This is a genomic window from Celeribacter neptunius, assembly GCF_900113955.1.
Classification (GTDB): Bacteria; Pseudomonadota; Alphaproteobacteria; order Rhodobacterales; family Rhodobacteraceae; genus Celeribacter; species Celeribacter neptunius.
The window spans coordinates 467,038-493,510 of sequence record NZ_FORH01000002.1 but is presented as its reverse complement, the minus strand read 5'-3'; the positions used below and the strand labels follow the sequence as shown (position 1 = coordinate 493,510).

At 63.2% G+C, this 26,473-nt stretch carries 24 protein-coding genes; 8 read left to right on the top strand and 16 right to left on the bottom strand.

Going from position 1 to position 26,473, the window contains the following annotated elements:
- The first annotated feature begins 54 nt into the window (after positions 1-54).
- Both BM151_RS08500 and BM151_RS08495 read left to right on the top strand, forming a co-directional pair.
- Positions 55-984: a LysR family transcriptional regulator gene (locus tag BM151_RS08500; RefSeq protein ID WP_090059990.1), complete on the top strand. Its 930-nt coding sequence runs from the start codon at positions 55-57 to the stop codon at positions 982-984.
- Positions 985-1,017: 33 nt separating this feature from the next.
- Positions 1,018-1,227, top strand: coding sequence for a hypothetical protein (locus tag BM151_RS08495; protein WP_090059989.1), 210 nt, complete (start codon positions 1,018-1,020; stop codon positions 1,225-1,227).
- A 70-nt stretch (positions 1,228-1,297) separates the two neighbouring features.
- Here the strand turns inward: BM151_RS08495 and BM151_RS08490 are convergent, their stop codons facing one another.
- Positions 1,298-2,743: an aldehyde dehydrogenase gene (locus tag BM151_RS08490; protein ID WP_090059987.1), complete on the bottom strand. Its 1,446-nt coding sequence runs from the start codon at positions 2,741-2,743 to the stop codon at positions 1,298-1,300.
- 611 nt (positions 2,744-3,354) lie between these two features.
- On the opposite strand from BM151_RS08490, the gene BM151_RS08485 reads away from it, so the two are divergent.
- The 5 genes from BM151_RS08485 (at position 3,355) to BM151_RS21430 (ending at position 9,021) form a co-directional block, all read left to right on the top strand.
- On the top strand, positions 3,355-4,434 hold the full coding sequence (locus BM151_RS08485) for a UDP-glucuronic acid decarboxylase family protein (RefSeq protein ID WP_090059986.1): 1,080 nt from the start codon (positions 3,355-3,357) through the stop codon (positions 4,432-4,434).
- A gap of 17 nt (positions 4,435-4,451) precedes the next feature.
- Complete coding sequence (gene galE, locus BM151_RS08480; RefSeq protein ID WP_090060132.1) at positions 4,452-5,438, top strand: UDP-glucose 4-epimerase GalE; 987 nt, start codon at positions 4,452-4,454, stop codon at positions 5,436-5,438.
- A 15-nt stretch (positions 5,439-5,453) separates the two neighbouring features.
- The gene (locus tag BM151_RS08475; protein WP_090059984.1) at positions 5,454-7,262 is read left to right on the top strand and encodes a glycosyltransferase family 2 protein; all 1,809 of its coding nucleotides are present in this window, start codon (positions 5,454-5,456) and stop codon (positions 7,260-7,262) included.
- 29 nt (positions 7,263-7,291) lie between these two features.
- The gene (locus BM151_RS08470; RefSeq protein WP_143093075.1) at positions 7,292-8,179 is read left to right on the top strand and encodes a glycoside hydrolase family 26 protein; all 888 of its coding nucleotides are present in this window, start codon (positions 7,292-7,294) and stop codon (positions 8,177-8,179) included.
- Positions 8,180-8,682: 503 nt separating this feature from the next.
- A complete protein-coding gene (locus BM151_RS21430; RefSeq protein ID WP_143093074.1) occupies positions 8,683-9,021 on the top strand; it encodes a hypothetical protein in 339 nt (112 codons plus the stop codon).
- Between the two features lie 136 nt (positions 9,022-9,157).
- Here BM151_RS21430 and BM151_RS08460 read toward each other — a convergent pair whose 3' ends face one another.
- The 9 genes from BM151_RS08460 to BM151_RS08420 form a co-directional block, all read right to left on the bottom strand.
- The gene (locus BM151_RS08460; protein ID WP_177213071.1) at positions 9,158-9,874 is read right to left on the bottom strand and encodes a helix-turn-helix domain-containing protein; all 717 of its coding nucleotides are present in this window, start codon (positions 9,872-9,874) and stop codon (positions 9,158-9,160) included.
- 461 nt (positions 9,875-10,335) lie between these two features.
- A complete protein-coding gene (locus BM151_RS08455; RefSeq protein ID WP_090059978.1) occupies positions 10,336-10,773 on the bottom strand; it encodes a GtrA family protein in 438 nt (145 codons plus the stop codon).
- Positions 10,770-12,200, bottom strand: a complete 1,431-nt coding sequence (locus BM151_RS08450; RefSeq protein ID WP_245781146.1) for a UbiA family prenyltransferase — start codon at positions 12,198-12,200, stop codon at positions 10,770-10,772. Before BM151_RS08450 ends, BM151_RS08455 begins: the two co-directional genes overlap by 4 nt.
- Positions 12,201-12,310: 110 nt before the next feature.
- The gene (locus BM151_RS08445) at positions 12,311-12,784 is read right to left on the bottom strand and encodes a phosphatase domain-containing protein (RefSeq protein ID WP_090059973.1); all 474 of its coding nucleotides are present in this window, start codon (positions 12,782-12,784) and stop codon (positions 12,311-12,313) included.
- Positions 12,781-13,320 carry a histidine phosphatase family protein gene (locus BM151_RS08440; protein WP_090059971.1) on the bottom strand — a complete coding sequence of 180 codons (540 nt, stop codon included), beginning with the start codon at positions 13,318-13,320 and terminating at the stop codon, positions 12,781-12,783. The genes BM151_RS08445 and BM151_RS08440 overlap by 4 nt, the downstream gene beginning before the upstream one ends.
- Positions 13,317-14,333, bottom strand: a complete 1,017-nt coding sequence (locus tag BM151_RS08435) for an MBL fold metallo-hydrolase (protein ID WP_090060130.1) — start codon at positions 14,331-14,333, stop codon at positions 13,317-13,319. Before BM151_RS08435 ends, BM151_RS08440 begins: the two co-directional genes overlap by 4 nt.
- Before the next feature lie 53 nt (positions 14,334-14,386).
- Entirely contained in the window at positions 14,387-15,436 is a 1,050-nt protein-coding gene (locus tag BM151_RS08430) for an ABC transporter ATP-binding protein (RefSeq protein WP_090059969.1), read from the bottom strand.
- Positions 15,424-17,127 carry an ABC transporter permease gene (locus BM151_RS08425; protein WP_090059967.1) on the bottom strand — a complete coding sequence of 568 codons (1,704 nt, stop codon included), beginning with the start codon at positions 17,125-17,127 and terminating at the stop codon, positions 15,424-15,426. Before BM151_RS08425 ends, BM151_RS08430 begins: the two co-directional genes overlap by 13 nt.
- The gene (locus tag BM151_RS08420) at positions 17,127-18,095 is read right to left on the bottom strand and encodes an ABC transporter substrate-binding protein (RefSeq protein WP_090059966.1); all 969 of its coding nucleotides are present in this window, start codon (positions 18,093-18,095) and stop codon (positions 17,127-17,129) included. Before BM151_RS08420 ends, BM151_RS08425 begins: the two co-directional genes overlap by 1 nt.
- Before the next feature lie 167 nt (positions 18,096-18,262).
- On the opposite strand from BM151_RS08420, the gene BM151_RS08415 reads away from it, so the two are divergent.
- Positions 18,263-19,030 (top strand): DeoR/GlpR family DNA-binding transcription regulator, encoded by a 768-nt coding sequence (locus tag BM151_RS08415; protein WP_090059964.1) that lies wholly within the window; start codon positions 18,263-18,265, stop codon positions 19,028-19,030.
- 51 nt (positions 19,031-19,081) lie between these two features.
- On the opposite strand, the gene BM151_RS08410 is transcribed toward BM151_RS08415, so the two are convergent.
- From BM151_RS08410 to BM151_RS08385, 6 genes are all read right to left on the bottom strand, one after another.
- A complete protein-coding gene (locus BM151_RS08410; protein ID WP_177213069.1) occupies positions 19,082-20,002 on the bottom strand; it encodes a 2-hydroxyacid dehydrogenase in 921 nt (306 codons plus the stop codon).
- 22 nt (positions 20,003-20,024) lie between these two features.
- Complete coding sequence (locus BM151_RS08405; protein WP_090059960.1) at positions 20,025-21,377, bottom strand: NAD(P)/FAD-dependent oxidoreductase; 1,353 nt, start codon at positions 21,375-21,377, stop codon at positions 20,025-20,027.
- 45 nt (positions 21,378-21,422) lie between these two features.
- Positions 21,423-22,748 carry an NAD(P)/FAD-dependent oxidoreductase gene (locus BM151_RS08400; RefSeq protein WP_090059958.1) on the bottom strand — a complete coding sequence of 442 codons (1,326 nt, stop codon included), beginning with the start codon at positions 22,746-22,748 and terminating at the stop codon, positions 21,423-21,425.
- 13 nt (positions 22,749-22,761) lie between these two features.
- Entirely contained in the window at positions 22,762-23,643 is an 882-nt protein-coding gene (locus BM151_RS08395; protein WP_090059956.1) for an ABC transporter permease, read from the bottom strand.
- Between the two features lie 17 nt (positions 23,644-23,660).
- Positions 23,661-24,611, bottom strand: coding sequence for an ABC transporter permease (locus BM151_RS08390; RefSeq protein ID WP_090059954.1), 951 nt, complete (start codon positions 24,609-24,611; stop codon positions 23,661-23,663).
- A 157-nt stretch (positions 24,612-24,768) separates the two neighbouring features.
- On the bottom strand, positions 24,769-26,445 hold the full coding sequence (locus BM151_RS08385) for a peptide ABC transporter substrate-binding protein (protein WP_090059952.1): 1,677 nt from the start codon (positions 26,443-26,445) through the stop codon (positions 24,769-24,771).
- Positions 26,446-26,473 lie beyond the last annotated feature (28 nt).

The window sequence follows — 26,473 nt, the reverse complement described above, 5'->3', positions numbered from 1 at the left end:
TAAACGAACCTATAAAAAAATTTAAAAAACTAACCAGTAGTGTAAAATAAATTTATGAAACGACTCGATCAGCTCTCACTGCGGCAATTGCGCGCACTGCAAACCGTGGCCCAGACCGGCAATATTTCCGTTGCCGCCGAACAGCTCGGGCTGACCGGGCCGGCTGTTCATAGCCAATTGAAAACGCTTGAGGAAATCATTGGTTCTCCGCTCATCGTGCGACAGGGAAGGGCGCGCAACAGCGTCACGCCGCAGGGCGAGGTTCTGCTCGAAGCCTATGACGAGCTGCGCGCCGCTCTGGAGCGTGCGATCACCAATATCAATGCGCTCAATCACGGCCATTCCGGCTCTGTCGTGCTGGGTGTCGTCTCTACCGGCAAGTATTTTGCCCCGAGAATCGTCGCCCTGTGCCAACGGGAATTCCCGGGCATCGAGATCTCGCTGAGCATCGCGAACCGGCGCGACACCGTGGCCTCGCTCAAACGCGGCGCGCTCGATCTCTGCATCATGGGGCGGCCGCCGCGGGACCCGCTGACCCATGAGATCGCACTGGGTGAACATCCGCATATCGTGATTGCCGCGGCTGATCATCCTTTGGCGAGGGTGCCGCATGTGCCGCGCGAGGCGCTGTTGAGCGAGCGATGGGTGATGCGCGAAGAAGGCTCGGGGACACGCATTTTGGCGGCGCGGTTCCTCGATGAGATCGGTCTTGGCCATACCGCGCCGACATTGGAAATGGACAGCAACGAGACGATCAAGCAGGCGGTGTTGAGCGGCTTGGGGCTGGCGATGATTTCGGCCCATACGGTGGCCGAGGAACTGGCCTCGGGGCGTCTGGTGGCGCTCAAGGTCGAGGGCTCGCCGATCTATCGGCAATGGTATCTGCTCTCGGGGCAGGACCGGCCCTTGTCCCCGGCGGCCGAAAAAGTGCGCGACTGGATCGTCGGCCACACCGGGGATTATTTCCCGAAGCTCGATATCTGAGAGACAGATGCGGGTTCGGGTTCAGCCCACCAGGTGATCGATCAGGGCGCGCAGCCGACGCGGCTGATCACCGGTCTGGGGCAGGTGCCCGAGCCCACGGCCACGGCCATTGTGGCGGGCGGGCCGGTTTCCCCGGAGCTCTTGCCCGCGGTTGAACTGGCTTGTCGTGTGTTGTTTCTGGCGCTGGCGCTGTTGACCGCGCTGTCGGCGCTTTTTATCGGCCGGCGGCTTGCGCAGCGGTGACAAAAAAGGACGAGAGCGGCAGAGATGCTCTCGTCCATCTTGGGAAGCCTTCAGATCAAACGCACTTCGATCAGAACGGGTAGTGCTGGCCCGGGTCCTCGATGGTGATCCAGCGCAGGTCGGTGAATTCCGCGATCCCGGATTTGCCGCCGAACCGGCCATAGCCGGAGGCTTTCACCCCGCCAAAGGGCATTTGCGGTTCGTCCGAGACGGTTGGGCCGTTGATATGGCAAATGCCGCTCTGGATGCGGTTGGCAACGTCGAGCGCCGTGGTGATGTCCTGCGAGAACAGCGCCGCAGACAGCCCGTATTCGGTGTCATTGGCCACGTTCACGGCCTCGTCGGTGTCCTTGACGCGGATGATGGACTTGACCGGACCAAAGCTTTCCTCAGCATAGATGCGCATCTCGGAGGTCACGCCATCGAGAAGCGTCGCCGAATGGATCGCACCGTTGCGGGTGCCGCCGACGACGAGTTTGGCGCCCTTGCCCGTGGCGTCGGAAATGAGCGCATCCATTTTCTGCGCCGCATCTTCGGTCACGAGCGCGCCGAGCACGACCTTCTCGCGCGGATTGCCATAAGGCAGGCTGGCGGCGCGTGCCGCGAGTTTCTCGACGAAAGCGTCCGCGACCGCCTCGACCACGATGATCCGTTCGGTCGACATGCAGATCTGACCCTGGTTCATGAAAGCGCCGAAAATGGCCGCGTTCACCGCGCCGTCCAGATCGGCATCGGCAAGCACGATGAACGGTGCCTTGCCGCCCAGCTCCAGCAGCGCGGGTTTCAGGTTCTCGCCGGCCAGACGACCGATGATGCGCCCGACCGCGGTGGAACCGGTGAAATTCACATGCCGCACTTCCGGCGCCTCGATCAGGGCTTTCACCACATCGGCGGCATCTTCGGGCGCGTTGGAGATCACGTTGATCGCGCCCGCGGGCAGGCCGGCCTCGGTGAGACATTCGCCGATCAACCGGTGTACGCGCGGGCAAAGCTCGGAAGATTTCAGCACCACGGTGTTGCCACAGGCCAGCGCCATCGCCACCGCCCGCGTGCCGAGGATCACCGGCGCGTTCCAGGGCGCAATACCGAGACAGACACCACGCGGCTTGGCCACGGCCATCGCCAGCGTGCCGGGCTTGTTCGAGGGAATGACCTCGCCGCCGATCTGGCTGGTCATCGCCCCCGCCTCGCGCAGCATGCCGGCGGCGAGATGGACGTTGAACCCGGCCCAGACCTCCGTCGCCCCGGTCTCGGTGACCATGGCTTCGACGAACTCCCCGGCGCGCGCCTCCATGATGTCGCCGGCCTTGACCAGAACCGCCCGGCGGGCGTCCGGCCCGGTGGCCGACCATTCGGCAAAGGCCGTTTGCGCGCAGGCCACGGCCTTGAGCGCATCCGTGACCGAGGCGGCAGCGGCCTCGGTCGCCAGATCACCCGTCACCGGGTCCATGCGGCGATAGCTGCGGGCGCCTTCGGCTGCGACATCCGTGCCGCCGATCAACAAATCCAGACTCATGTTTTCCTCCTCATTGCACTCTCTCTCCGTGGCCGGGGGCAGACGACCGCGCCGGGTCCACGGAAGTCATAGCTATGCCAAGGATCTGTCAGGTCCAGCGGTTTTCAAGCGCAAAAGCGATATGGCCGGTTTGGAGCGGGTTCGGGAAGTCTTCGCGGGGCTCGGTGCGCGGTGCGCGGGACGGCCGGGATGGCCTGTGGTCTGGTCGCCTAGCAGTCTGAGGGGCTAAAAGAATGCAGCGATTTTAAGGCGGAAGAATCGGTCTTTGCGGGGAGAATGTCTACAATTCTATCTATTCATCATGAAAACCTGATCGAAGGATCAGGTTTTACACGCAGAGCGCGAAATTTCCGGGGGCATGCTGGTCGAACAGCTAGGTAGGCCCTGAGGTAAGAAAGTATTAACCTTCAAAGGTAGAGAGTCCTATCTCTCATGCACAGAGTGCGGAGGGGATTTTCAGGGGTAAATAGGTAAGTTCGAAGAACTCGAAACGGGTCCAAGCCGCAAGAGGGCGGGCTCTCTAGTCATGTTCTGACGATACCCATGGGGGGGTATCGCGACACCGGTCCCATGACCGCGTGCCAAGGGACAGGGTAGGGGAGGACCTAGAGATGACGACAAGATTTGACTTTGGTTTCAAGGACAAGATCGGTTGGGTCCCCTCACGGGATCACGTTCTGGTGGCAGGTGGCGCAGGGTTCCTGGGCTCGAACCTGTGTCGGAGATTGCTTGAGGGCGGGGCCTATGTGACCTGTCTCGACAATCTGGAAACCGGGCGCATGTCCAATATCGAAAGGCTTCTGCGCCATCCGCGCTTCATGTTCATGCAACATGATATCGTCAAGCCAATTCGCATTTCGCAACCAGTGACGCAGATTTACAATCTGGCTTGCCCGGCCTCGCCGCCGAAATATCAGATCGATCCGATCAAGACCTTTGCGACCAATGTCGAGGGTGCGATGAACCTGCTCAATCTGGCGCGCGACAAGGGCGCACGGATTCTGCAAAGCTCGACCTCCGAGGTCTATGGCGACCCGGACCGCCCGGAGCAGCGCGAAGACTATCGCGGCAATGTCAACACGGTCGGTCCGCGGTCCTGCTATGACGAGGGCAAACGCGCCGCCGAGACCCTGTTCTATGAATATAATCACCAATATGGCGTTGATGTGCGGATCGCCCGGATCTTCAACACTTATGGGCCGAACATGGACCCCGATGACGGGCGGGTGGTGTCGAACTTTGTCGTTCAGGCATTGTCCGGCAAGCCGCTCACGATCTATGGCGACGGGCTGCAGACCCGGTCGTTCTGCTACATGAGCGATATGATCGACGGGCTGATGGCGCTGATGAATACCGAAGATGTGCCCGAAGGCCAGGCACCGATCACCATGCCGGTGAACCTCGGCAATCCCGGCGAATTCACCATGCTGGAACTGGCCGAGCTGGTGCGCGACATCACCGGTACGCATCTGCCGCTGACCTTCCGGCCTTTGCCGAAGGACGATCCGTTGCAACGGCGCCCGGATATTTCGCGGGCCAAGGCGGTTCTGGGATGGGAGCCGAAAATGCCGCTGCGTCAGGGGCTTTTGCCGACGATTTCCTATTTCCGCAGAGAATTGCAGCGCATGCCGCAGCATGAACCGGAAATGAGGATGCCTTATCTGGCCGCGGAGGAAGGAGTGCGGGTATGACACTCTCTCAACATCATCTGCCAAAACGGATTCTGGTGACCGGCGGCGCTGGCTATATCGGCTCGCATTTCTGCAAGGCGCTGGCGCAGGAGGGGATCGAACCCGTGGTGATCGACAACCTGTCGCGCGGGCATAAAGACGCGGTGAAATGGGGACCATTGGAAGTCGCCGACCTGCGTGACCGCGAGGCGGTGATGCGGGTTCTGACCCGGCATGAAATCGAGGCGGTGGTGCATTTCGCGGCGCTGGCCTATGTCGGCGAAAGCATGGTCCGGCCGCAGCTCTATTACGACAATAATCTCGGCGGTATGAGCGTGTTGATGAGCGCCTTGGCAGCCACGGGGGTGAACAAGATCGTGTTTTCCTCGACCTGCGCCACCTATGGCATTCCCGATCATCTGCCGATCACCGAGGAGACGCCGCAGAACCCGATCAACCCTTACGGGCGGACCAAGCTGGTCAGCGAATGGATGCTCCGCGATGCCGCGGCCGCATCCGATCTGCGCTATGCGGCGCTCAGGTATTTCAATGCCGCCGGCGCCGACAGCGAGGCCGAGATCGGCGAACGGCATCTGCCCGAGACGCATCTGATCCCGCTGGCGCTGATGGCGGCTTTCGGTTCCGCCCCGCCGCTCAAACTGTTCGGCACGGATTACGACACGCCCGACGGCACCTGCATCCGCGATTATATCCATGTCGAGGATCTGGCCCGCGCGCATCTCCTGGCCCTGAGTCATCTCGAGAGCGGCGGCGACAGCCTCGCGGTGAACCTGGGCACCGGGACTGGCGCCTCCGTGCGCGAAGTGATCGATGCGGTGACAGCGGTCAGTGGCCGCTCCGTGCCCTATGAACTCGCGCCGCGGCGCGAAGGCGATCCGGCGGCTCTGGTGGCCGATCCGACACGGGCGTTTGAAATTCTGGGCTTCCGGGCGCGTCTGCGCGATCTCAACCGGATGGTCGAGGATGCCATGCCCTGGTTTCAGGTCGAAACCGAGAGGGTTTGAAGACGGGAGGGGGGAATGAAACAAGCTTTGACACATAATGGTTATCTTGCCCCGATGCTCAGCCCTCGGCAGCGCCGGACCTATGGTGTCATCGCCGCACTGTGGGGCCTCTCCGCGCTGTTCTTCTGGGGCTGGTGGCTGCGTCCGGATCACGTGATCGGCCTTGCCCCCTATCTCACCGTGACGCTGGTTCTGGCCTGGATCTGGGGCATGCAGCTCTATTTCGTGGTGATCTTCTTCATGGCGCAGCGCTCTGCGGCGCCCGATCCGGTCTCCGGACAATGGCGGGTGGCGATGATCACCACCAAGACCCCCTCCGAGCCGTTTTCGGTGGTGCGCAAGACGCTCGAGGCGATGCTGGCCCAGGATGTGGCGCATGACACTTGGCTGGCCGACGAGGACCCGAGCGAGGCGACCCGGGACTGGTGCGCCGCCCATGGCGTGAAATTGTCCACGCGCAAGGGCTGTGATCTCTATCATCAGAGCGAATGGCCACGCCGGACGCGCTGCAAAGAGGGCAATCTGGCCTATTTCTATGATCATTGGGGCTATCGCGATTACGACATCGTCAGCCAGCTCGATTCCGATCACGTGCCGCATGCCGGCTATCTCAGAGAGATGCTGCGCCCCTTTGCCGACCCGGATGTGGGCTATGTCTCCGCACCGTCGATCTGTGCCGCCAACGCCGATGAAAGCTGGGCCGCGCGCACGCGCCTCTATGCCGAAGCGGCGTTTCACGGCGTGTTCCAGACCGGCTATGCCGGGGCGCTGACGCCGATGTGCATCGGCTCGCATTACGCTGTGCGGACCTCTGCCTTGAAAGCGGCCGGGGGGCTTGGTCCGGAACTGGCCGAGGATCATTCGACCACCATGCTTCTGGCCGCCGCCGGGTATAAGGGCGTGCATGCGGTGGACGCGATCGCCGTGGGCGACGGTCCGGCGAGCCTGCCCGATCTGGTGACCCAGGAATTCCAATGGTCGCGCTCGCTGATGACGCTCTTGCTGCGCTATACGCCCGACTATCTCGGCAAGCTGCCGCCGCGGCTGAAATTCCTCTTCCTGCTGGCGCAGAGCTGGTATGCTTTCTTCGCGATTTCCATGGCGGTGCTGTATTTCGTGCCGATCACCGCGCTTCTGTTCGATCAACGCTTTGCCGATGTGCATTATCCGGCCTTCCTCGGCCATGTCCTGCCGATGGTCGTGATCATGATCCTGTTTGCCTATCGGATGAAAGGCGATGGGTTCTTCAGGCCGCTCGACGCCAAGGTTCTGGCCTGGGAAAAAGCGCTCTTCGTGCTGATCCAATGGCCCTGGGTCCTGTGGGGCTGCCTGATGGCGGTGCGGGATCGGGTCATGGGCGGTTTCGTCGATTTCCGCATCACGCCCAAGGGCGAAGCGGCCAGTCGCGCGCTGCCGGCCAAGATTGTCGCGCTCTATGGCGCCCTGGCCGTGGGATCTATTCTGCCGGTCTTGACACAGGGCAATGTCGTCGAGACGCAAGGCTTCTATATTTTAGCTCTGATCAACGGCTTCGCCTACACGGCGCTTCTGGGGCTGATCGTGATCCGGCATTTGCGCGACGCGTGGCGTGCCGGTGCGCTGCACCAGATCTGGCGGCAGGTCCCGGGATATCTCACCGGGTTCACCGCGGTGATGGCGCTGGGGCTCTGGGCAACAAGCCTGCATTGGGACGAAGGTCTCTATGCGCTCAGCATCAATTCGGGGCCGTTGCAGGTCACGAAGGTGGAATATGTGGTTTCCGGTGCCGGTATGGGGCAACCGGGAGAGGTCCGGGTGAGTTTCGAGCCAAAATGGCGCGAGTAACATACCGGGCAAATGAAAGGAGGCGTGTGATGACGCTTAAGAGGATGAAAGGGACCACGGGGGTCGCGATTGCACTCGCCTTGGTCGCATCTCTGGCACAGGCCGCCCCTCCGGGAACATTGCCATTCGGGGTCTATGACCCTGACGGGGATTTTTCCGCCGATGGGCAGGTTGTGATCGAACATCTGTTCCTGCCGTGGGAGGACGTATACCTGCCATCGCTGAACGATGCGGACCGCTATGCCAAGGAACGCGGGCGCTCGCTTCTGGTGACGCTCGAACCCTGGACCTGGTCGCGCAGCGAGCGCAACACTGCGCAATATCTGCGCCGCGGGATCGAGGACGGGCGCTATGACGCCAACATGATCGCGGTCTGCGATGTGTTGCGGACATTGGACAGCCCGGTGACCCTGCGCTTTGCCCATGAAATGGACGACAGTTCCGGTCAGTTCATCTGGTCTGGCTGGGAGCCGGAGACCTATATCTCCGCCTATCGCCACATGATCGACGTGTGCCGGGCGCATGCGCCCAATATCAACGTCATGTGGTCGCCCTTGGGCGATGAAGGGATGGAAGACTACTACCCGGGCGACGACTATGCCGATCTGGTCGGGCTGACGGTCTTTGGGCTGCAGGCCTGGGATCAGGCGAAATACGGTCATGACCGCACCTTCGAAGAGATCTTCGCACCGCGCTATGAACGGGCAGCGAGCTTTGGCAAACCGGTCGTGGTCGCCGAGCTTGGCTATGTCGGTGATCAGGATTACGTCGACATGTGGAATAACGCCGTGCGTCAGGAGGTGGCGGATTATCCGAGCCTCGTGGGCGTGGCCTATTTCAACCAGATCGAGGTCTATCCGTGGCCAGAGGGCTTTGGCGCCCCGGATTGGAGGGTCAAAAACCAAGTGTTGAAATGAAGCGTTCAGCCGAGACCCAGAGCGACGGATCTTGGCGGAGCGCAGGGCAATATACGAAGGTTGCACGCGCGTCGCCAGATCCGAAACCTCAGGGCCGAAGCGCGAGGTTTCGGAAGAGAGCTCCTTGGCTTCAGGTCAATTTGCCGTGGTGACGGGCAAACGCCCCGTGGCCTGAAGCCATCCGGAGAGGGACCCGGCGATTTTCCGCCACCCGCCGGGCCCCTTTGAATAACAAAAGTAACAGACTGATAATGCGCAGGTATTTATGCCTGCGCTTTTTTTTATGGGGATTTCACGGAGCTGACCCTCCCGTTCCACAGGAAGGCCACAGTTGACCTGTAGAAGAAAATTTAAGAGTTCAGGAGTAAGAAAGTCCGGTGACAGGCGTTGCATGAGAGCGGTTCGCAAGAGATCGCGCCGCCCTGTCTCGAACGGCTCGACCTGAGCTGAAGGTCCCGGGAGGGGGCGCTTCTGGCGAAAATAAAACGAGAGGCTGAGTATAAATGACCCATATTTCTGTTTCGACGACCCGCCGTGCTGCGCGGGCCCTGGGATCTGCTGTCGCCCTTGCCGCGAGTGTCACGCTGAGCGCGGCCCTGAGCACATCGATGGCCCTGGCCGAGACCCCCGCCGCCGTGGCGCCGCAAGATGTGCCGGTGTTGCAGCTCGCTCCCAAGACCGTTGCGGGCAAGGGTGCGATGCGCTTCGACTGGTCGCAAAAAGGCAACCAAGCCGTCTCCCCGGACGTGCAGGTGGCCGATAGCCGCCGTCCGCTCGGCAATGGCAGCTGGGTCTGTTCCCCGGCGGGTTTCGGCAAGAAGTCGCGCTGCTACGCGCGCTGAGCGCTCCGTCTGCATCGGGCTGAACGAGTAGGGTCGTGAGGCTTTCGTTCGCTCACAGGCTTCGGTCCGATTGCGGTGAACGGGACCTGCGAACACCACGCGAATATCACGCTGCAAAGGCGTGACTGAAACCGGCTCAGGCTTCTGAACTGACCCTGTCCCGCATCTCGGTGTAGCGCATCGCCGCTTCGGTGCGGTTGCGCACTTTCAGCTTGGCGATGACATTGTGCATGTGCAGCTTGACCGTATGTTCCGACAGCGACAGCTCGTCGGCGATCTGCTTGTTCTGCAAGCCGTCGGCAACCATGGAGAGCACCTGGGTTTCCCGCCGGGTCAAGGGGCCGAAGTCATGCAGCATCTCCAGCGGCGTCACGGTGATGGCAGAGGCGCTCTGCATCTCGGTGAACATGGGCAGTTTTGACAGAAGATCGGTCAACAGCTCGACGGGGAAATAGGTGCCGTGGTTGAGCTGTAACCGCAGGATGTCGAGCCAGACCTCCATCGGCTGCGACATCGGCAAGAGGCCGGAGAAATTCTGCAGCTTGTCGTGATCGCGCAGGAGCTTCATCGCCGCGTCGCGGTTGAGCGTCACCGCATTGATGTCGGAATAGGCGATGACGATGGCCGGGCGCGGGTGGCCGGCGTCGATGAAGCTTTGCTGTACCTCCCGGATCAGGGCAAAGGGATCGCTGACATGGTCGAAATTCCGGCTGTGCAGCACGATAAGCCAGAGCCGCTGGGACAGGCCTGCGGCAAAGGCTTTCAGATCCGAGATCTGCGACAGGCGCAGGGCATCGACATTGTCGATCTCGGATTGAACGGCGCGCAGAAACGCATCCGAAAAGCTACGCATCGAGCCAACAAAAACCACCAACCCCTCGCGGCGCGGTGACGGTATTCTATTCCCCATGTCCTTCTACAAGATGCTTTCGAGATCGAAAGCATCCCCCCCCTTTTTTTGCGCGCTGTGCCAGACCGTGCCACACCACAGGTGGCTGGTCTCTCACCCCGTCGCTCTTTCCGGTGGTACCAACCGTTGAGCGCGGGGCTTTGGTCTTGCCCCAGCAAAATGCAAGCGGTTCGTGAGATATCCGAACCATCCTATTCTAACATAGTTTGCGGCTGTTGTGGAAAATATATGAATGTATGCGATATATGTTAGCGACATCACCGCCGCCGCCGATGCTCTGTGTCGCCGGTGTTGCTACCAGTGTGGCTGCCGGTGTTGCGGGCTGTCGTTGTGGTGCCGTCGTGGGCGCAGTGCCTTGAAACGGGATCGTTGAAGGGCGGCGCCCGTGACCCCGTCAGGGCAGCTCAGCTTGGGTTTTGAAACACGAAGCGGCGGTCGAGGTGAAACTTCACCACATAGCCGATCGCAAGCCCCAATATGGCGCCGGCCTCGCGCGCCAGATCGGTTCGCCAGATCAGCCAGCTCGCGGTTTCCATGCCCCAGAAAATCGCCGTGGTGACGAGCCCCATCGCCGTGTAGAGGCTGAATTTCTTGCCATGCGCCCGGGCGCCCCTCTCCATGTCGAAAAAGATCCAGCGCTTGTCGAGAATGTATTTCACCACCAGCCCGACACCGGTGCCGAAAAACAGCGCCGCCAGAAGACCTGTCGCCTCCGGCCAGATGGCCAGCACCAGCCGCTGGGTGCCGAGATTGGCAAGTGTCGCCAGCACCGCGAAACCGCCGTAACGCAGCACCAATTGCGTCGTGGTGAGGCGGCGGTGCCCCTGAGCGAGCGCGCTCATAGGGTGGCGCCCGCCACGCCAAGCGCCAGGATCAGGGCAAAGCAGATCAGGCTGACGCGGTCCTTGGCGGCATAGAGCACCGGATCGTCGTTCATCTGGCCGCGATGTGTGACCATCACTATGCGCGACAGCCAGAACAGCACCACCATGCAGGCCCCCCAGAGATACCCGGGCGCGGAATAGAGCACGGCGATTTCCGGCGATTTCAGATAGAGCGCCATCACCAGAACCGAGACATAGCCCGAGGACAGCGCCATCATCGCCACTATCGGCACATCATTGACATGATAGCCGCGACCATGGGCCTTGAGCTTGCCGGAGTTGAGACTGTCGACCAGCTCGGCCTGGCGTTTCACCGCCGCCAGCGAGAAGAAGAAGAAGATCGAAAAGGCCAGGAGCCAGACCGAGATCGGAATGCCGGTGCCGGCCGCGCCGGCCAAAATGCGGATGGTGTACAGTGCAGCCAGCGCAAAGATGTCCATCACCAGCTGGCGCTTGAGATAGAGCGAATAGGCGGTGGTGAGGATGTAATAGGCAATCAGCACCTGCAGGAACAGCCCGCCCAGCAGCACTGCCGGGATCAGCCCGGCACAGAGCAGGGCGATGGCCATCACCGTGCCGCGCGCAATCGGGATCGTGCCGGCGGCAAACGGACGACGCCGTTTGCGCGGATGCGCCCGGTCCCCCTTCAGATCGAGCAGATCATTGAGCACATAGACCGACGAGGCGATCAGGCTGAAGGCGACGAAAGAGATCAGTGACAGGAAAAACGCCGGCAGGCTCAGCTCATGCGCCGTCAGCATCGGCAGGAAGATCAGCAGGTTCTTGAGCCATTGATGCGGTCGGATCGCCTTGAAATAGGGCTGAGGGTCGCGTTTGCTGGTCCCGAGATGTTCGATCTCGCCCTTGCAGGTAACCCGGGCGCGCAGGGCCGGTTTGGCATTCACGGTGATCGCGCCGTCGGCCACCGCCCAGACTGCCAGATCCGCCGCATGATCCCCGACATAGGTGAACCCGCCCTTGTCCCCGCCATAGCGCGCCACGAGCATCTCGGCCTTGTGGGCGCCTTTCAGGTTCGATTGCCCGTCCGAGCCGATCACATCGTCGAAAAGGCCGAGATGGGTGGCAATCGCATCGGCGAGGCTCTGATCCGTGGCGGTCACCAGCGCGGTACGTCCACCGGCGGCGCGCCAGTCTGTCAGCCTGGCGATCACCGCCTCGTTATAGGGCAGGGTGGTGACATCGACGGACGAGCGTTCCGCCAGCAGCCGTTTGAGTGCGGCCTTGCCATGGCTCAGCGCGGCGGCGGCGCGAAACGGGGTCTTCCAGTCATGGGCAAGGCTCGACCAGAAGGTCTCATAGAGCATATCGGAGTTCAGGAGCGTACCGTCCAGATCGACGACGAGGGTCTGAGGGGTTTGTTCCAAAACGCTTTTCCGAATGACAACCAGAGTTGCGGCAGAGACTGCCGGGCGGGCCGGGAGGTGTCAAGGCGCCGCGCGCGGCTCTGCCGTCAGAAATCCTGTCGGAAATCCCCTTAAAAATCTCCCGGCGCACATTGCAGGCAGACCAGCCCTTCGGCGCGCCAGGCGTCGACGACGGAGCTGCGGTCATCGATGATCAGCCAGGGGGTGAGCCCGTCGGCTTTCATCTCCGCCAGAGCACGGCGCTTGACATCCGGGTCGCTGGCCTCGTCCTGATCCTCGGGGCGCAGATAGATGCCGTCAAAGGGCAGATCGTGTTTCTCGAGCCAGGCAATCGTATGTTCGGCCCAACCGCGCGGACGCCCGGAACAGATCACGATGGTCTCGCCACTGTCCTTCAGGCGCCGCATCAGCCGGGCGATCGGCGCGATCAGCGGCGCATCGGCCATGGCGAGATGAAAGGCGTCCCATTGCTTTTCGATCCCATGCACGAGATGGCCGAGGCGGTCGGCGTCGAACTCTGCCAGAGTGCCATCGACGTCGAAGACCACACAGGGTCTCGGGAGAGCGGGGCTGGGATGGGTCATAGTTGTTTCTCCTTGAAGCCCTGTCCGGTTTTTTTGAACAGGATCGGTCGGGCATTGGCCGGGCGGTTGCCGACGTCGCCACTGGTCCAGAGCACGCGGGCGGCGCGGATCACCCCGGAATGGCAGATCAGAACCGGCAGGGCGCCATCACCGGTCGCGCAGATTTCGGCAATCGTTCGGGACACGCGGGCCAGCATGTCGGGCCAGCTTTCGCCGGCTTCGGGCGTGTCTTCCCGCCTCGGCTGTTCGCTCAGCGGGCGGGTTTCAAACACGCCCCAGTGCCGTTCGCGCAACCCGTCATGGAGCGTGAAGGCGTGACCCGGGAAGGCCAGTCCGCATGTTTCACGCGCCCGCGACAACGGGCTGGAATGAAGCGCGATCCGCTCCGGCCAAACCCGCTGGTGCAGGGCGCGGGCTTGCTGTCGGCCCAGCCCGGTGAGCGCCACATCCGTGTGCCCGGCGATGATGCCACGGGCATTGGCCGTGGTCTCGCCGTGGCGGATCAGGCAGAAGCTCTTGGCCGGGATCGCGGTCATAGCCGCACCGGATCATGCAGGAAAATCTCCACGCCGAGATCTTCGATCAGGTAATCCTCCGGCTGGGCGCAGAAGGCAGGGGCAAAGCGTTTGGCCCCGAGACGTTCGAGCATCCTGACCTGATCGCGCAGCGGCGGGTGCACGTTCCAGCGTTGGAAATAGCCGCCGGGAACAGAGCAGATGCCGCGCGCATGCGCCGTCATATGGCCGGTGAACACGACATGCGCGTCGCGCCCCAGCCGGCCGCTTTCGTTCCAGGCCCGGACATAGCCCCAGGCGGCGCCGCCATCGGCATTGGGCGTGTCGCAGATCAGGAACCGCGCCTGATCCATCGGGCCGCGGGCCAGCAAGGGGGTAATTTCCTGCACATCGGGGCTGAGCCCCGGGCTGGCGAGCGCCGCGCTCAGGGCGGCGCGGCATTCGGGATCGAGCATGACGCTCTCCACGCCGTAGCGCCGGATCAGGTGCAGCGCCATTTCGCCGGCGCGCCCCGAGGGCGGCACCGGCAGGAGCACCTGGCCGTGCAGCCCGTCGAGCAGGCGGTCCAAGGCCGCGAAACGCTCCGACTGCGGCACGTCGTCGAGATGGTAGGAACAATCGAGAATGGCGGTGGCGGCGGGCGGAGGCATGTCGAAGGGGAACCAATCCGATTCCTCGGACCAGTCGCCCGAGTAGAACAGCCCCTCGCCGAGATCGAAATGCATCCAGACCCCGCCCATGGCATGGCCATTTCGCCCGGTGGTCAGGCGCACACCATCGATCACACTCTCCCCCTGTTCGGGCAGGAGGTGCACTTGCGCGGCGGGGGGCAGCGCCTTGGCGGTCTGCGCCGTGGCATAGATCGGCAGACCGGCCTCCACCGCGTGCGAGGCGCCGCCGATATGGTCGATATGGTCATGGGTGATGAACACCGCCTCGGCGCCCTTGAGCCAGTCGGGGTTGAAATGCGCATTGGCCTCGGGGCCGAAGCCGCAATCCAATAGCCAGATCCGGTCACCGAGATCGAGCCGCATGCAGGCCGGGCCCTTGTCGCCGATGCCGGAGAGAAGTCTTACGCTTTCCATTTTCAATCCTCGCGAAAGGCCCAGGGTGTGGTGATGGTGAGGCCGAGCTGGGCGCCGATGTCGAATTTCGCGCGCGTCTCCGCCAGGAGCCGCGTGCCGCATTCGGCCACGGTCTCCAACAGATACCGCCCGCCGAGATAGGTGACCCGCGTGACCTTGGCGCGCAGATCCCCGGTCTCGGTGATCGAGAGGTTCTCGGGGCGCAGGCAGACATGGCTGACCGAAGGCGCATTGTTGCCGCTTTGCACCGCAATCCGTGCCCCCAGAACATGGGCGTGAAGCGCGCTTTCGTCCCGCTCGATCCCCTGAACCGGCACCACGGTGCCGCGCCCGACGAATTCCGCCACGAAACGGTTGTGCGGGCGTTCGTAGAGGGTCTGCGGCGTGTCGAATTGCTGGATGCGGCCCTGATCCATCACCGCGATCCGGTCGGCCATGGCCATCGCCTCGGCCTGATCATGGGTGACATAGACCATGGTGGCGCCGGTGCGCTTGTGAAAATCGGTGAACACCTCCTGCATCGAGGCTCTGAGGGCGACGTCGAGATTGGCCAGCGGCTCATCGAGCAAGACCGCATCGGGGTGGGACACCAGGCAACGGGCCAGCGCCACGCGCTGTCTCTGTCCGCCCGAGAGATCCGAGGGCATGCGATCGGCATAGGGGGCAAGACCGGTGGCGGCGAGCGCGGCCTCGGTTCCGGCGGCGATCTCGGGCTTGGTCAGCTTGCGGATTTCCAGCGGGTACGACACGTTGCGGCGCACCGTCATATGCGGCCAGAGCGCGTAGCTCTGGAACACGAAGCCGATGTTGCGCTCTTCCGGCGGCACCATCTTGCCGGTCCGGGCATTGGCCATGTCGCGCGCGCCGATGCGGATCTGGCCCGTGCTCGGCATGTCGAACCCGGCCAGAAGCCGCAGAAGCGTGGTCTTGCCACAGCCCGAGGGGCCGAGCAGGGCGATGAATTCGCCATCCTCGAACCGGGTGGTGATGTCCGCGAGCGCGGGCGTGCCTGCGAATGTCTTGCCGACAGAGGACAGGTTTATGTCTGCCATGGAACGACTCCTTTCGGGAAGCGACGGGCGAAGATCTGGATCAGCCCCATCAGCGCCATGACGACGAGCACGATGGTCATGGCAAGCGCGCTGGCCATGGCGGTTTCGCCGCTGTCGTCGAGGTTGAAGATCACCACGCCCAAGGTTTCGGTGCCCGAGGACCACAGAAGCGCCGAGACCGTCAGCTCGTTGAAGGCGGTGAGAAAGACGAGGATGGCCCCGGCGGCGGCGGCAGGGGCCGAAAGCGGCAGGATCACATCGCGCAGACGCTGGGTGAGGCCGGCCCCGACCGATTGCGCCGCCTCGGCCATCGCCGGGTCGAGCTGTTTCAGGCTGGCTTGCACGGGGCGGAACATCACCGCGAAGAACCGTGCCAGATAGGCCAGGAAGATGATCCAGATCGTGCCGTAGAGCGTCGCCTCGGTGAAGGGCAGCTTGATCAGCAGGAGGATCATCGCGATCGACAGCACGACGCCCGGGAGCGCATAGGGCAGGTCGAGCAGGCTGTCGAACAGGCGCGACAGCCGGGTCGGATGCCGCTCCATCAGCCAGGCCAGCGGCAGGCAGATCAGCATCAGGGTGAGCGCGGCACCGCTCGCGAGGCCAAAGGAATTGACGAAAGCGCGGGTGGTGGCGGGCTGTCGGAACAGCACCTCCTGCCAGGCGGCCAGCGTCACCGTGTCGAGCCGCAGCGGTACGCCGTAAGCGGGCACCAGCGAGGTGGCGATCAGCCCGAACAGCGGCAGCACGAGGATGGCAAAGACCACGGCCCAGAGCAAGATTTCCACCGGCAGACGCGCCGCGCCCAGTGGGATCGCCAGCGGGCGCGAGGTGGAGCCGACGAGATAGACTCTCTGCCGGGATTGAAAGAAGCGTTGGATCAGGATGCCGATCACCGCGACCGCGCCGATCAGCATGGCCAGGACCGACACTTCGGCCAGCACGGTCGTGCCCATGCCGGCGAGTTTCTGATAGACCAGCGTCGGCAGGGTCACATAGCCCGCCGGAATGCCGAGCATGGCGGGAATGCCGAAATTGCCCAAGGCGGTGACAAAGGTGATGGCGGTGCCGGCGGCGAGGCTCGGCAGGGTCAGCGGCATCACCACCTGCCACCAGGTGCGCAGGCCGCGGGCGCCGCTGATCCGCGCCGCCTCGACCACCTCCTGCGGGATCGCCCGCAGTCCGGCCCGCAGGGTCAGGAAGTTGATCGACATATGCTGAAGCCCGAGCAGCAGGATGATGCCCTCGGCCGAATAGAGCGGCTGTGGCGCGCCCAGCGGCGGCGCGATCCCGAGGGTTTTCAACAGCACCGAAGACGGCCCCATGATCTGGGTCCAGGACAGCGCGGTGATCTGCGGCGGGATCATCATCGGGATCATCAGGCAGAACACCAGCGCCGGTTTGGCGCGCAGATCGGTGAGGGCCACGAGAAAGGCGAAGCCCGCGCCAAGAAGGAGCGACACCAATGTGCCGGCCCCGGCGGTGATCAGCGAATGTTTGAGCGCGCTCAGGGTGGCGGGCTGCGCCAGCACCGTGTCGAAGAGTGCCAGGCTCGGTGCGCCGTCCTGCGTCACCCCTTCGACGAAAAGGCGCAGCACGGGGGCGAGCGTCAGCCCGATCGCGATGACGAGAATGGCAGAGAGCAGCCGGGTCTCGGACCGGCTGCCCCCGTTTCGCAAGGCTTGGTGCATTATTCGGCGCCGAAGAGCTCTGCGAATTTCTCTTTGTTGGCCTCGGCGTTTTTCAGCGCCTCGGCCGGGTCGAAAGCCATCAGCTTGATGTCTTCACGTGCCGGGAAACCGGCGGGCACGCCCATGCCGTCGCGCGCCGGGATATAGCCCATGTCGAGCACCAGATCCTGGCCCTGCTGGCTCAGCACGAAGTCGACGAACTTCTGCGCGCCTTCGATATTTTTCGCCGTGGACAGGATCGCCACCGGTTCGGTCACATAGGAGACACCTTCCTCGGGGAAGACGAAATCGACCGGCGAACCGTCGGCCTTGTTGCGGATGGCGAGGTAGTCGACGACCATGCCATAGGGTTTCTCGCCGGAGGCGACGGCCTTGAACGTGCCGCCATTGCCGCCCTGGGCGCGGGCTTCGTTGCCGGCCAGCTTGCCGTAATAATCCCAGCCAAGATCCTTGTCGCCGGTCAGCGTGGCGAGATGGATCAGCGCCGCGCCGGAATAGAGCGGCGAGGGCATGGCCACCTGACCCTTGAGCGCATCCTCCGAGAGATCGGTCCAGGAGGTCGGGGCGGTTTCAATGCCGGTGTTGTAGACGATGCCGGTGGTGATCAGCTTGGTGGAATAGTAATAGCCTTCGGCCGAGTAGAGCGCGGCGTTGTAATGCGCGGCTTCCGGCGACTGATAGGCGCTCAGGAGGCCATCCTGTGCCATGCCTTCGAGCGTGACGGTGTCGGCGATGAGTAGCACGTCGGGCTGCGGGTTGCCGGCTTCGATTTCGGCGCGCAGGCGGGCCATCAGCTTGGTCGTGCCATCGCGCACCCAATCCACCTCGGTGCCCGGGTTGGCGGCCATGAACGCATCCACGGTCTTCTGCGCATCGGCGTTGGGCTGAGAGGTGTAAAGCGTGATCGTATCGGCCATGGCGGTCGAGGCCATAAGCGCAAAGGCGGTCGAGGTGAGGAAGGTCTTCATCGGGAACTCCTGGGAATTTGCTTTCGTTCGAAAGTTTTCACGGGGGATTTATTCTCGGTTCACGCAAAGGTTTTGTGACAAAACTGTAACTTTTTTAATGATATTGCGCCAAAAAACGATCCGGCCTAACCTTGGATGAAACCTGTGGTTGTTTTCGAAGGAAAGTCATGAGGCGGTTGGATCTGGCAGAGCGGCGCGACCGCATCATTTCGCTCCTGTCGGAAAGCGGCGACCTTTCCGCGGCAGAGCTGTCCGAGCGCCTGTCCGTGTCGGTTCAGACCATCCGGACGGATTTGCGCGATCTCGATGAGGCCGGGCTGGTGCAGCGCCGCAATGGCGCGGCGCGGTTGCGGCAGCAGAGCGAGAATATCGGCTATCTGCCGCGGGAGAGCATCTCGAGACAGGAAAAGCAGCGGATCGCTCTGGCGGTGAAAAACCTGATCCCCGATGGGGCGCGTGTGGCGCTGGGCACCGGCACCACGGTCGAACATTGCGCCCGTCTCCTGGCGTCCCGCGAAAACCTGTTCGTCGCGAGCAACAGCATCCATGCGGTCTGTGCGCTGCAACATGCTCCCGGCGCCGTGGTCGAGATGGCCGGCGGCAGCGTCCGGATGCGCGATCTGGATCTGATCGGCATGGCCTCTTTCGAATTCTTTTCGAGATATCGCGTCGATTACGCGGTGTTCAGCTGTGGCGGGCTCTCTGCATCCGGCGCGGTGCTCGATTACAATTCCGACGAGATCGCGGCGCGCAAGGCCATCGCCGGCTGTGCCAGAACGCGGATCCTGGTCGCGGATACCGAAAAGCTCGGGCTCGATCTGGCCTGTCAGCACGGGCAGCTCTGGGAGTATGAGGTGATCGTCACCGGGGCGGACCTGTCCGAGGATCTGGCCCGGAGATGCGCGCAGGAGGGCTGCAAGCTCATCCGGGTCTAGCCGCACCCGGTGCGTCTGGCGCACAAGGCGCACAAGGCATACCCGGCGCGATCAATAGCCTTTCTGCCGATCGACGCGCCAGAGCAGCTCTTGCCCGGCGGTCAGCCGCGCGAGGTTCTGCGCGACATTGCGTGCCGCGGTCTCGGCGCCGGTGCGTCCGGCCACATGCGGGGTGATCAGGCAATTGGGCAGGTCCCAACAAGGATCAGCCTTGGGCAGGGGTTCGGTCTCGAACACATCGATCACCGCATTGCCGAGCTGACCGGTTTCGAGCGCTTCGGCGAGATCGGTGAAATTGCACTGCGGCCCGCGCCCGGCATGCACGAGGCTGGCGCCGGGCTTCATTCGTGCGAACAAGGGTTTCGAGAGAATGCCGCGGGTCGCCTCGGTCAGGGGCAGCAGGCAGACGACGATATCGGCCTCTGCCAGGAGCGCCGTCAGCCCCGCTTCACCGCTGCGGCAGGTCATGCCCTCGATCTCATGCGCGCTGCGCGCCCAGCCGGAGGTCTCGAACCCGGCTGCGACGAGTTTCGCGGCGGCGGCCCGCCCGGTCTGGCCCAGCCCCAATACCGTGACGCGGGTCTCCGCGATGGTGCGCCCCGGCGCGGGCTGCCAAAGTCGTTGGCGCTGTTGCTCGCCATAGCGCGGAAAGTCTCGCAAACCGACGAGACAGGCGGCGAGCACATAATCCGCCACCCGTTCGGTGTTCAGCGGATCGACCATTTTCACCAGCGCGATATGCGCGGGCAGGGCGGTGAACTGATCGACCCCCGCACTCACCGAGAACACCACTTCGAGATTGGGCAGCGCGACCCAATCCTCGAGCGGCTGCCAGGTGAAGAGATAGCGGATCTCTTCGGGATCATAAGCCTCTCCCGGCTTGACGATCCGGAGCCCCGGCTGCGCCACTCCGAGGATCTCGTCAAAGGCTGCGAGCCGCTCGGGATCGGTGACATTCATCAGGAGCGTCATGGGGGCCTCTCTGTGCCGTGTCTCAACGCTGGGTGACGCCGAGGGTCGGGGTGATCTTGCTGCCATCGGAGAATCGATGCAGCCGGAACGGTGTCGGATCGACGCAAGGCGCGCGCCCGGTGATCAGATCGGCGGCCAGAAGCCCCGCGCCGGTGCCGAGCCCGAACCCGTGCCCGGAGAACCCGGTGGCAACGAACAACCCGTCGATGCCGTTTTTCACCCCCTTGGTCTCGGAAATCACCGGAATGATGTCCGGCATGACATCGATATAGCCGGCCCAGCGCTGGGCCACCTTGGCGCCCTTGAAGGGCGCGTAATCGCGTTTCACCAGGTCGAGCACCTTGTCGATCCTCGGCCTGTCCGGTTCGGGATCGAGGATGCGGCTTTTCTCGAACGGTGTGACATCCTTGGCGGTCCAGCGGCGCGGTGTGCGCAGCGCGTCGAAGAACGCTGGTCCCAGACCCAGAGAGATGTTGCGCCATTCGTTTTTCAAGGTCGGCAGGAAGGCACGGAACAGCCGGAAACTGTCCGGGGTGAGCTGATAGCGGCTCGGCGCCGCCGAGGCGATGTTATAGCCGCCATCGAGCCGTTTGCGCAGGGCAAAGCCCGGCGATTTGAGCGTCTGTTCCTGGCCGTCGGCCACCGGTTCGGTGCGCATCACCGTGCCCTTGGTCCTGAGCTGGGGCAGTTCGATCCCGAGATTGCCCAAAAACAGCCGCGACCAGACCCCGCCGGCGACCAGCACGGCGGAGCATTTGATCGGGCCTTTCTCGGTGACCGCGCCGGTGACCTTGCCGTCCGCCGTCTCGAGCGTGCGCACGGCGCAATATTGATGCACGGAGCCGCCCCGCGCCTGCACCGCACGGGCGATCGCGGGGGCGGCCTTCTGCGGTTCGGCGCGGCCGTCATGCGGGTTGTGGAGCGCGCCCTTGATGTCGAGCGAAAATCCGGGAAACGCCTCGCGCACTTCGTTCGCGTTCAAAATACGCGCCGGGATCTGATATTTCTGCAGCTCCTCGGCCGCCTCACCTTCGCTGGCCAGAACCTTGTCGTCGGTGACCGTGTAGGTCACCCCGCATTGCCGGTAGCCGGTCTCATCGCCGATGCGGTCGTTCATCGCCTTCCACAGACGCACGGATTCGACCATCAGCGGCATTTCCCGCGGGTCGCGATGGGTCAGGCGCACCCAGCCCCAGTTGCGGCTCGACTGTTCGGCGCCGATTTCGCCTTTCTCGCAGAGGGCGACGGTCTTGCCGCGCTCCACGAGTTCAAGCGCGGTACAGACCCCGGCGATGCCGCCGCCGATGATGACGACATCGACCTCGGCGGGCAGGGTGGCGTTGCTCTCGACCGGATCAAGTTGCGGTCCCGGCATGGTGTTTCTCCTAGATGTGGGCGTCTCTGGCGCCCCGTTGAATGCTTATGCGTGTGGTGGCAGGGGCGCGCGCTGGCGCAGGGCGCGCAGCCCGTCGCGGAGCCGGTATCCCCGGAGTGCGGCCTGTGGTGCGATCCGCATGTAGTGTGGTTGCCGGCTCAAGGGTTCGAGCCTGAGATCCAGATCGGCCTCCGGCACACCCATGGCCCAGTCCGACAGGATGCCGCCGATCATCGAGCCGGTGGGCACGCCGCGCCCCGACAGCCCGGTCATCGCCACCACCCCGGGGGCGAGGCCGTAAAGCCGCGGCACGGTGCGGCGCTGCATGTCCAGCTCGCCATACCAGAAGAACTCCCATCTGAGCTCCTCGCGCAGATCGGGATGCAGCCATTTCAGCCGGTCCGAGAGCACCTTGCGGGTATAGGCGGGATCGCGGCCGCGCGCGCCCATCGGGAACATCGAGGCGACGATGCGGTTTTCACGGTTGTATTTGTAGACATAGATGTCGCCGCGCCCGTCCTGAATCGTCGTGCGCTTGGGCAGGACCACGGCTTGCGAGGCAGGCGACAGGGGTTGGGTCGCGGCGACGAACACCCGCATGATACGGAAGGTCTGGTCGAGCCTGGGCCAGCCCGCGACGGTATAGGCGCCGGTGGTGTAGATCACCTTTTCCGCGCGCACCGATCCGCGCTGGGTCTTGACCACCCAGGCCTGATCTTCGCGGTCGCAGCCGGTCACGCCGGAGCCGGTGTAGATCTGCCCGCCCTCGGACAGGACGGCGCGACCGAGGCCACGGGCATAGGCCAGGGCGTTCAGCCCGCCGGCCTCCTCGTGCATCCAGCCGCCATAGAAGCGCGCCGAGCCGGTGACCTCGCGCACTTCGTCACGGTCAAGCAGCCGGGTGCGGGCGCCCACGGCGTTGTAGCTCTCGACTTGTCGCTCGAGCGTCTTGAGATGCGATGGGAAGAGCGCGCCCTGGACATAGCCATTCTGTTCCCATTCGCAATCGATGCCATAGCGGGCGATCATCTCGCTCACCTTGTCATTGGCGCGGGTCTGGCGATGGATCAGCCGTTCGGCCCAGGGCGCACCAAGCACCTTGTGGAGCTCGGGCAGGCTGTAATGGGTAAAGGTCGGCGTGCAATGCCCGGCATTGCGGCCGGAGCCACCAAAGCCGATCTCTTCGCGCTCCAGCACCACCACCGAGACGCCCTGACGCGCCAGCTCGAGCGCCGTGGTCAGCCCGGAATAGCCGGCGCCGACGATACAGACATCGGCCGTGACCTCGCCCAGAAGCGGCCGGGTCTGCGGCGCTTCGGGCGCGGTGGCATACCAGAGCGTGTCTTTGAATGGGGAAAACTTCGGAGCCATCTCTGTCTCCCGCTCACTGGCCGTGGCTGCGGCTGTCGAAGGCGTCGCGCAGCCCGTCGCCGATGAAATTGAACCCGGTCACCGCGATGGTGATCGCCACGCCGGGTACGATGGCGAGCCAGGGCGCCGATTGCAGATATTGCTGCGCGCCGTTGAGCATATTGCCCCAGCTCGGCAGCGGCGGCTGAATGCCGTAGCCGAGGAATGAGATATAGGCTTCGAGCAGGATCGCGCGGGCCACGGTGAGTGTGGCGGCGACGATGATTGGGCCGATCGCGTTGGGCAAGAGCTCGCGGAACATGATCCAGCGGTTGGAAAGCCCGAGCATATGTGCCGCCTGCACGAAATCCTGATTGCGCAGGGATTTGACCTCTGCCTCGACGATCCGCGCCACTTCCATCCAGCTGGTGGCCGAGATGATCAGGGCGATCATCACCGGACCGGGCTGGATGAAGGCCGCCAGCGCCAGAAGCAGAAAGACCGAGGGGAAGGAGAGAAACGCATCGACCACGCGCATCAGCACGGCGGCGACCTTGCCGCCGTAATAGCCGGAGACCACCCCCACCACCGAGCCGATGGTGGTGGCGATCAACATCACGGCAAAGCCGACGGCCATGGAAATTTGCCCGGCATGGAACAGGCGCGCGGCGATGTCGCGGCCCAGCGGATCGGTGCCAAAGATATGCCCGCCGGTGCCGGGCGGCGAAAACCGCGCCAGCAGGTCGATATAGAGCTCGTCATAGGGCAGGAGCATCGGGCCGATGAAACAGGCCGCGGTGAGCGTGAGCACCATGATCAACCCGATGAGGGCGAGGCGGTGGCTCAGAAAACGGCGCAGGGCACGGGATTTGATCCGGGGGCTGCGGGCGGGCGGTGTGGTTGTGACAGCAGTCATGGCTGGGCCTTTCTAGATCACTCGAGGCGGATGCGCGGATCGATCAGCGCGACGATGAGATCGGCGGCGAGATTGCCGACCAGGACGAGCATGGCCGAGGCCATCAGAAGCCCCATGACCACCGGGTAATCGGAATAGCCGAGACTATCGAGAAACAGCCGCCCCATGCCGGGCCAGGTGAACACGGTCTCGGTGACCAGTGCGCCGCCCAGCACCATCGGCAATTGCAGACCGGCCAGGGTGATCATCGGTACGAGCGAGTTGCCGACGATATGTTTCATCACCACCCGGCGCCGCGGCAGGCCCTTGGCCTTGGCGGTGCGGATGAAATCCTGATTGATCACATTGAGGGTGGAGGTGCGCATATAGCGGCTCCAGATCGCCACATCGACCAGCGCCAGAACGGCGGCGGGCAGGATCAGGTGGCGCAGGTAATCGAGTACGGAGCCATCGCCCACCGTGTACATATTGCCCGCCGGCAACCAGCCGAGATTGAGCGAGAACAGGTAGATGGCGATGAGGCCGAACCAGAAGGTCGGGATCGACAGCGCCACCATCGCCAGCACGGTCATCGTGTAATCGAAGGTGGAGCCGCGCCGCAGGGCGCTGAAAATGCCGATCGAGCTGCCCAGAGAGACCGAGAGCGTGGTCGCCGTGCCCATCAGGAGCAGCGTTGCGAAAAGATGGCTGCCGATCACATGCAGCACCGATTGCCCGTCCCGGTAAGAGGTGCCCCAGTCGCCCATGACGAGATGGGTGATCCAGTCGAAATATTGCACCACCACCGGGCGGTCGAGCCCCATCTGTGCGGCGATCTTGTCGATCTGTTCCTGAGTCATGCCGGGGCTGAGCGCGAATTGCGACAGCGGCCCGCCGGGGGCCAGCGTCAGCACCGCAAAGCCGATGAAGGAAACGATCAGCAGGAGGATGAGACTCTGGCCGAAGCGGGACAGAAGATAGCGCAGCATGGCGGGCGTCCTTTTCGTGTGGCGTGCGATGACAGCGGGGTGTGGCTTAGGTGGCCAGCCGAAGGGAGGCGGCTGGCCGAGGCGCGCGGGGGAAGGGGAGCCCGCGCGCAAGGGACCCATGTGGACCGGGATGGGTCTGGTGCGGATCAGGGTCTGATCAGGTGCGGGCCCAGTCGCGCACGTTCCAGGTGTCGATGCGGTTGTTGACGTTGGGCGCCGGACCCGTCACATCGTCTTTCCAGCCCTTGATCACCGCATATTGGAACAGCGGCAGGAAGGGCAGGTCCTCGCGCATCACCGCCTGCATTTCCTCATAGATCGCCTTGCGTTCCTCGGGCACGAAATTGGCCGCGCCCTTGGTGAGCAATTCGTCGACCTTAGGGTTCTGATAGGCGAATGTGTTCTGCCCCGAACCACCGCGGGCCGGCGACATGGTGGACATGAAGTAATCCGAGGTGTCCGGATCGGCGCCGGCCAGGGTGTTGAGCCCGACCATCACCGAGTCGAACTCGGAATTCATCCAATAGTCGCCCCACATGACGGCGGGCGGGAAGTTCTTGATCTCCATCTCGACGCCGATCATGGCGAAGGTCTGTTGAATGAACTGCTGGGCCTGTTCACGCAGGTGGTTGCCTGCCGTGGTGGAGTTGGAAAAGGCCAGGCGCACGCCGTCTTTGGCGCGGATACCGTCGGCACCTTTGGCCCAGCCCGCCTCGTCCAAAAGCGCATTGGCCGCCTCGATGTTGAACTCATGCTTGGGCAGGCTCTGATTATAGTAATAGGATTGCTGTGGCATATAGGTCTCGGTCGGGGTCGGCACGCCGTAATAGAGCGCGTCGATGATCGAGGTCTTGTCGATCGCCATGTAAAGCGCCTGACGCACCGCGAGATCGGCGAATTGCGGCCGCATCATGTTGAGCCCGATCGACTCAAAGGTGGCCCGACCCGTCACTTTCACCACCTTGCCGTCGAGGGTCTCCGCCTCGGCGAGATGATCCGGGGTGATATATTGCAAGCCGATGACGTCGATGTCGCCGGATTTGAACTGGGTGTACATGACGTTGAGATCGGGCACGTATTTGATGATCAGCGTCTCGAGGAAAGGCCCGTCCATGTGATAGTCGGCATTGGCCTCGAACTCGATGTGATCGCCGGCCATGCGATTTTTGAACTTGAACGGACCGGTGCCGATCGGCGCGGTGTTGAGCACGGTTTCGTTCTTGTCGGCGACGCCGTCGAACACATGTTTCGGCACGATATAGGTCGAGGCGAGAATCGCCGCCATCGGCGCAAAAGGCTCGCTCATCTCCCAGCTCAGCTCTGTGTCCGAAATCACGGTGATGTTCTGCATCAGCTTGTAACCGGTGGACCGGAAGGAGCGGAACTCCGGATCGACGGTGAGTTCGAGCGAGAATTTCACATCCTCGGCGGTGAAGGGCGTGCCGTCGTGCCAGGTGACGCCGTCTTTCAGCTTGAGGTGCCATTTCAACCCGTCGGCGGAAATCCCGCCATTGGCGACCGTGGGCACTTCGGCGGCCAGAATCGGAAAGAATTCGCCCGCCGGGTCGAAATCGAACAGCGGATCGTAGACGGCATAATAGAGCCCCTCATCCACCTCGATATGCGGCATCAAGGGGTTGAACACGGTGGGTTCCTGCGAAAACGCCAGAACCAGTTGGCCCGACGCGTCGGCATTGGCGGCAAAGGCGCGATCGCGACCGATGGCCATCGGTCCCATGAGCCCGGCGGCTCCGGCAGCGCCGGCGGCCCCCATCATCATCAAAGCCTGGCGGCGATTGGGATGTGCGAAATCTGTCTTCTTATCGTCAGTCATTTTCAGTTCCCTGTTGTGTCGCAAGTTG

What these genes read in the sequence shown, in the direction of transcription:
- BM151_RS08500 (WP_090059990.1), top strand. Translation starts at nt 55, where the DNA reads ATGAAACGACTCGATCAGCTCTCACTGCGGCAATTGCGCGCACTGCAA.
- BM151_RS08490 (WP_090059987.1), bottom strand. Translation starts at nt 2,743, where the DNA reads ATGAGTCTGGATTTGTTGATCGGCGGCACGGATGTCGCAGCCGAAGGC.
- BM151_RS08485 (WP_090059986.1), top strand. Translation starts at nt 3,355, where the DNA reads ATGACGACAAGATTTGACTTTGGTTTCAAGGACAAGATCGGTTGGGTC.
- BM151_RS08475 (WP_090059984.1), top strand. Translation starts at nt 5,454, where the DNA reads ATGAAACAAGCTTTGACACATAATGGTTATCTTGCCCCGATGCTCAGC.
- BM151_RS08470 (WP_143093075.1), top strand. Translation starts at nt 7,292, where the DNA reads ATGACGCTTAAGAGGATGAAAGGGACCACGGGGGTCGCGATTGCACTC.
- BM151_RS21430 (WP_143093074.1), top strand. Translation starts at nt 8,683, where the DNA reads ATGACCCATATTTCTGTTTCGACGACCCGCCGTGCTGCGCGGGCCCTG.
- BM151_RS08460 (WP_177213071.1), bottom strand. Translation starts at nt 9,874, where the DNA reads ATGCGTAGCTTTTCGGATGCGTTTCTGCGCGCCGTTCAATCCGAGATC.
- BM151_RS08455 (WP_090059978.1), bottom strand. Translation starts at nt 10,773, where the DNA reads ATGAGCGCGCTCGCTCAGGGGCACCGCCGCCTCACCACGACGCAATTG.
- BM151_RS08445 (WP_090059973.1), bottom strand. Translation starts at nt 12,784, where the DNA reads ATGACCCATCCCAGCCCCGCTCTCCCGAGACCCTGTGTGGTCTTCGAC.
- BM151_RS08440 (WP_090059971.1), bottom strand. Translation starts at nt 13,320, where the DNA reads ATGACCGCGATCCCGGCCAAGAGCTTCTGCCTGATCCGCCACGGCGAG.
- BM151_RS08435 (WP_090060130.1), bottom strand. Translation starts at nt 14,333, where the DNA reads ATGCGGCTCGATCTCGGTGACCGGATCTGGCTATTGGATTGCGGCTTC.
- BM151_RS08430 (WP_090059969.1), bottom strand. Translation starts at nt 15,436, where the DNA reads ATGGCAGACATAAACCTGTCCTCTGTCGGCAAGACATTCGCAGGCACG.
- BM151_RS08425 (WP_090059967.1), bottom strand. Translation starts at nt 17,127, where the DNA reads ATGCACCAAGCCTTGCGAAACGGGGGCAGCCGGTCCGAGACCCGGCTG.
- BM151_RS08420 (WP_090059966.1), bottom strand. Translation starts at nt 18,095, where the DNA reads ATGAAGACCTTCCTCACCTCGACCGCCTTTGCGCTTATGGCCTCGACC.
- BM151_RS08415 (WP_090059964.1), top strand. Translation starts at nt 18,263, where the DNA reads ATGAGGCGGTTGGATCTGGCAGAGCGGCGCGACCGCATCATTTCGCTC.
- BM151_RS08410 (WP_177213069.1), bottom strand. Translation starts at nt 20,002, where the DNA reads ATGACGCTCCTGATGAATGTCACCGATCCCGAGCGGCTCGCAGCCTTT.
- BM151_RS08405 (WP_090059960.1), bottom strand. Translation starts at nt 21,377, where the DNA reads ATGCCGGGACCGCAACTTGATCCGGTCGAGAGCAACGCCACCCTGCCC.
- BM151_RS08400 (WP_090059958.1), bottom strand. Translation starts at nt 22,748, where the DNA reads ATGGCTCCGAAGTTTTCCCCATTCAAAGACACGCTCTGGTATGCCACC.
- BM151_RS08395 (WP_090059956.1), bottom strand. Translation starts at nt 23,643, where the DNA reads ATGACTGCTGTCACAACCACACCGCCCGCCCGCAGCCCCCGGATCAAA.
- BM151_RS08390 (WP_090059954.1), bottom strand. Translation starts at nt 24,611, where the DNA reads ATGCTGCGCTATCTTCTGTCCCGCTTCGGCCAGAGTCTCATCCTCCTG.
- BM151_RS08385 (WP_090059952.1), bottom strand. Translation starts at nt 26,445, where the DNA reads ATGACTGACGATAAGAAGACAGATTTCGCACATCCCAATCGCCGCCAG.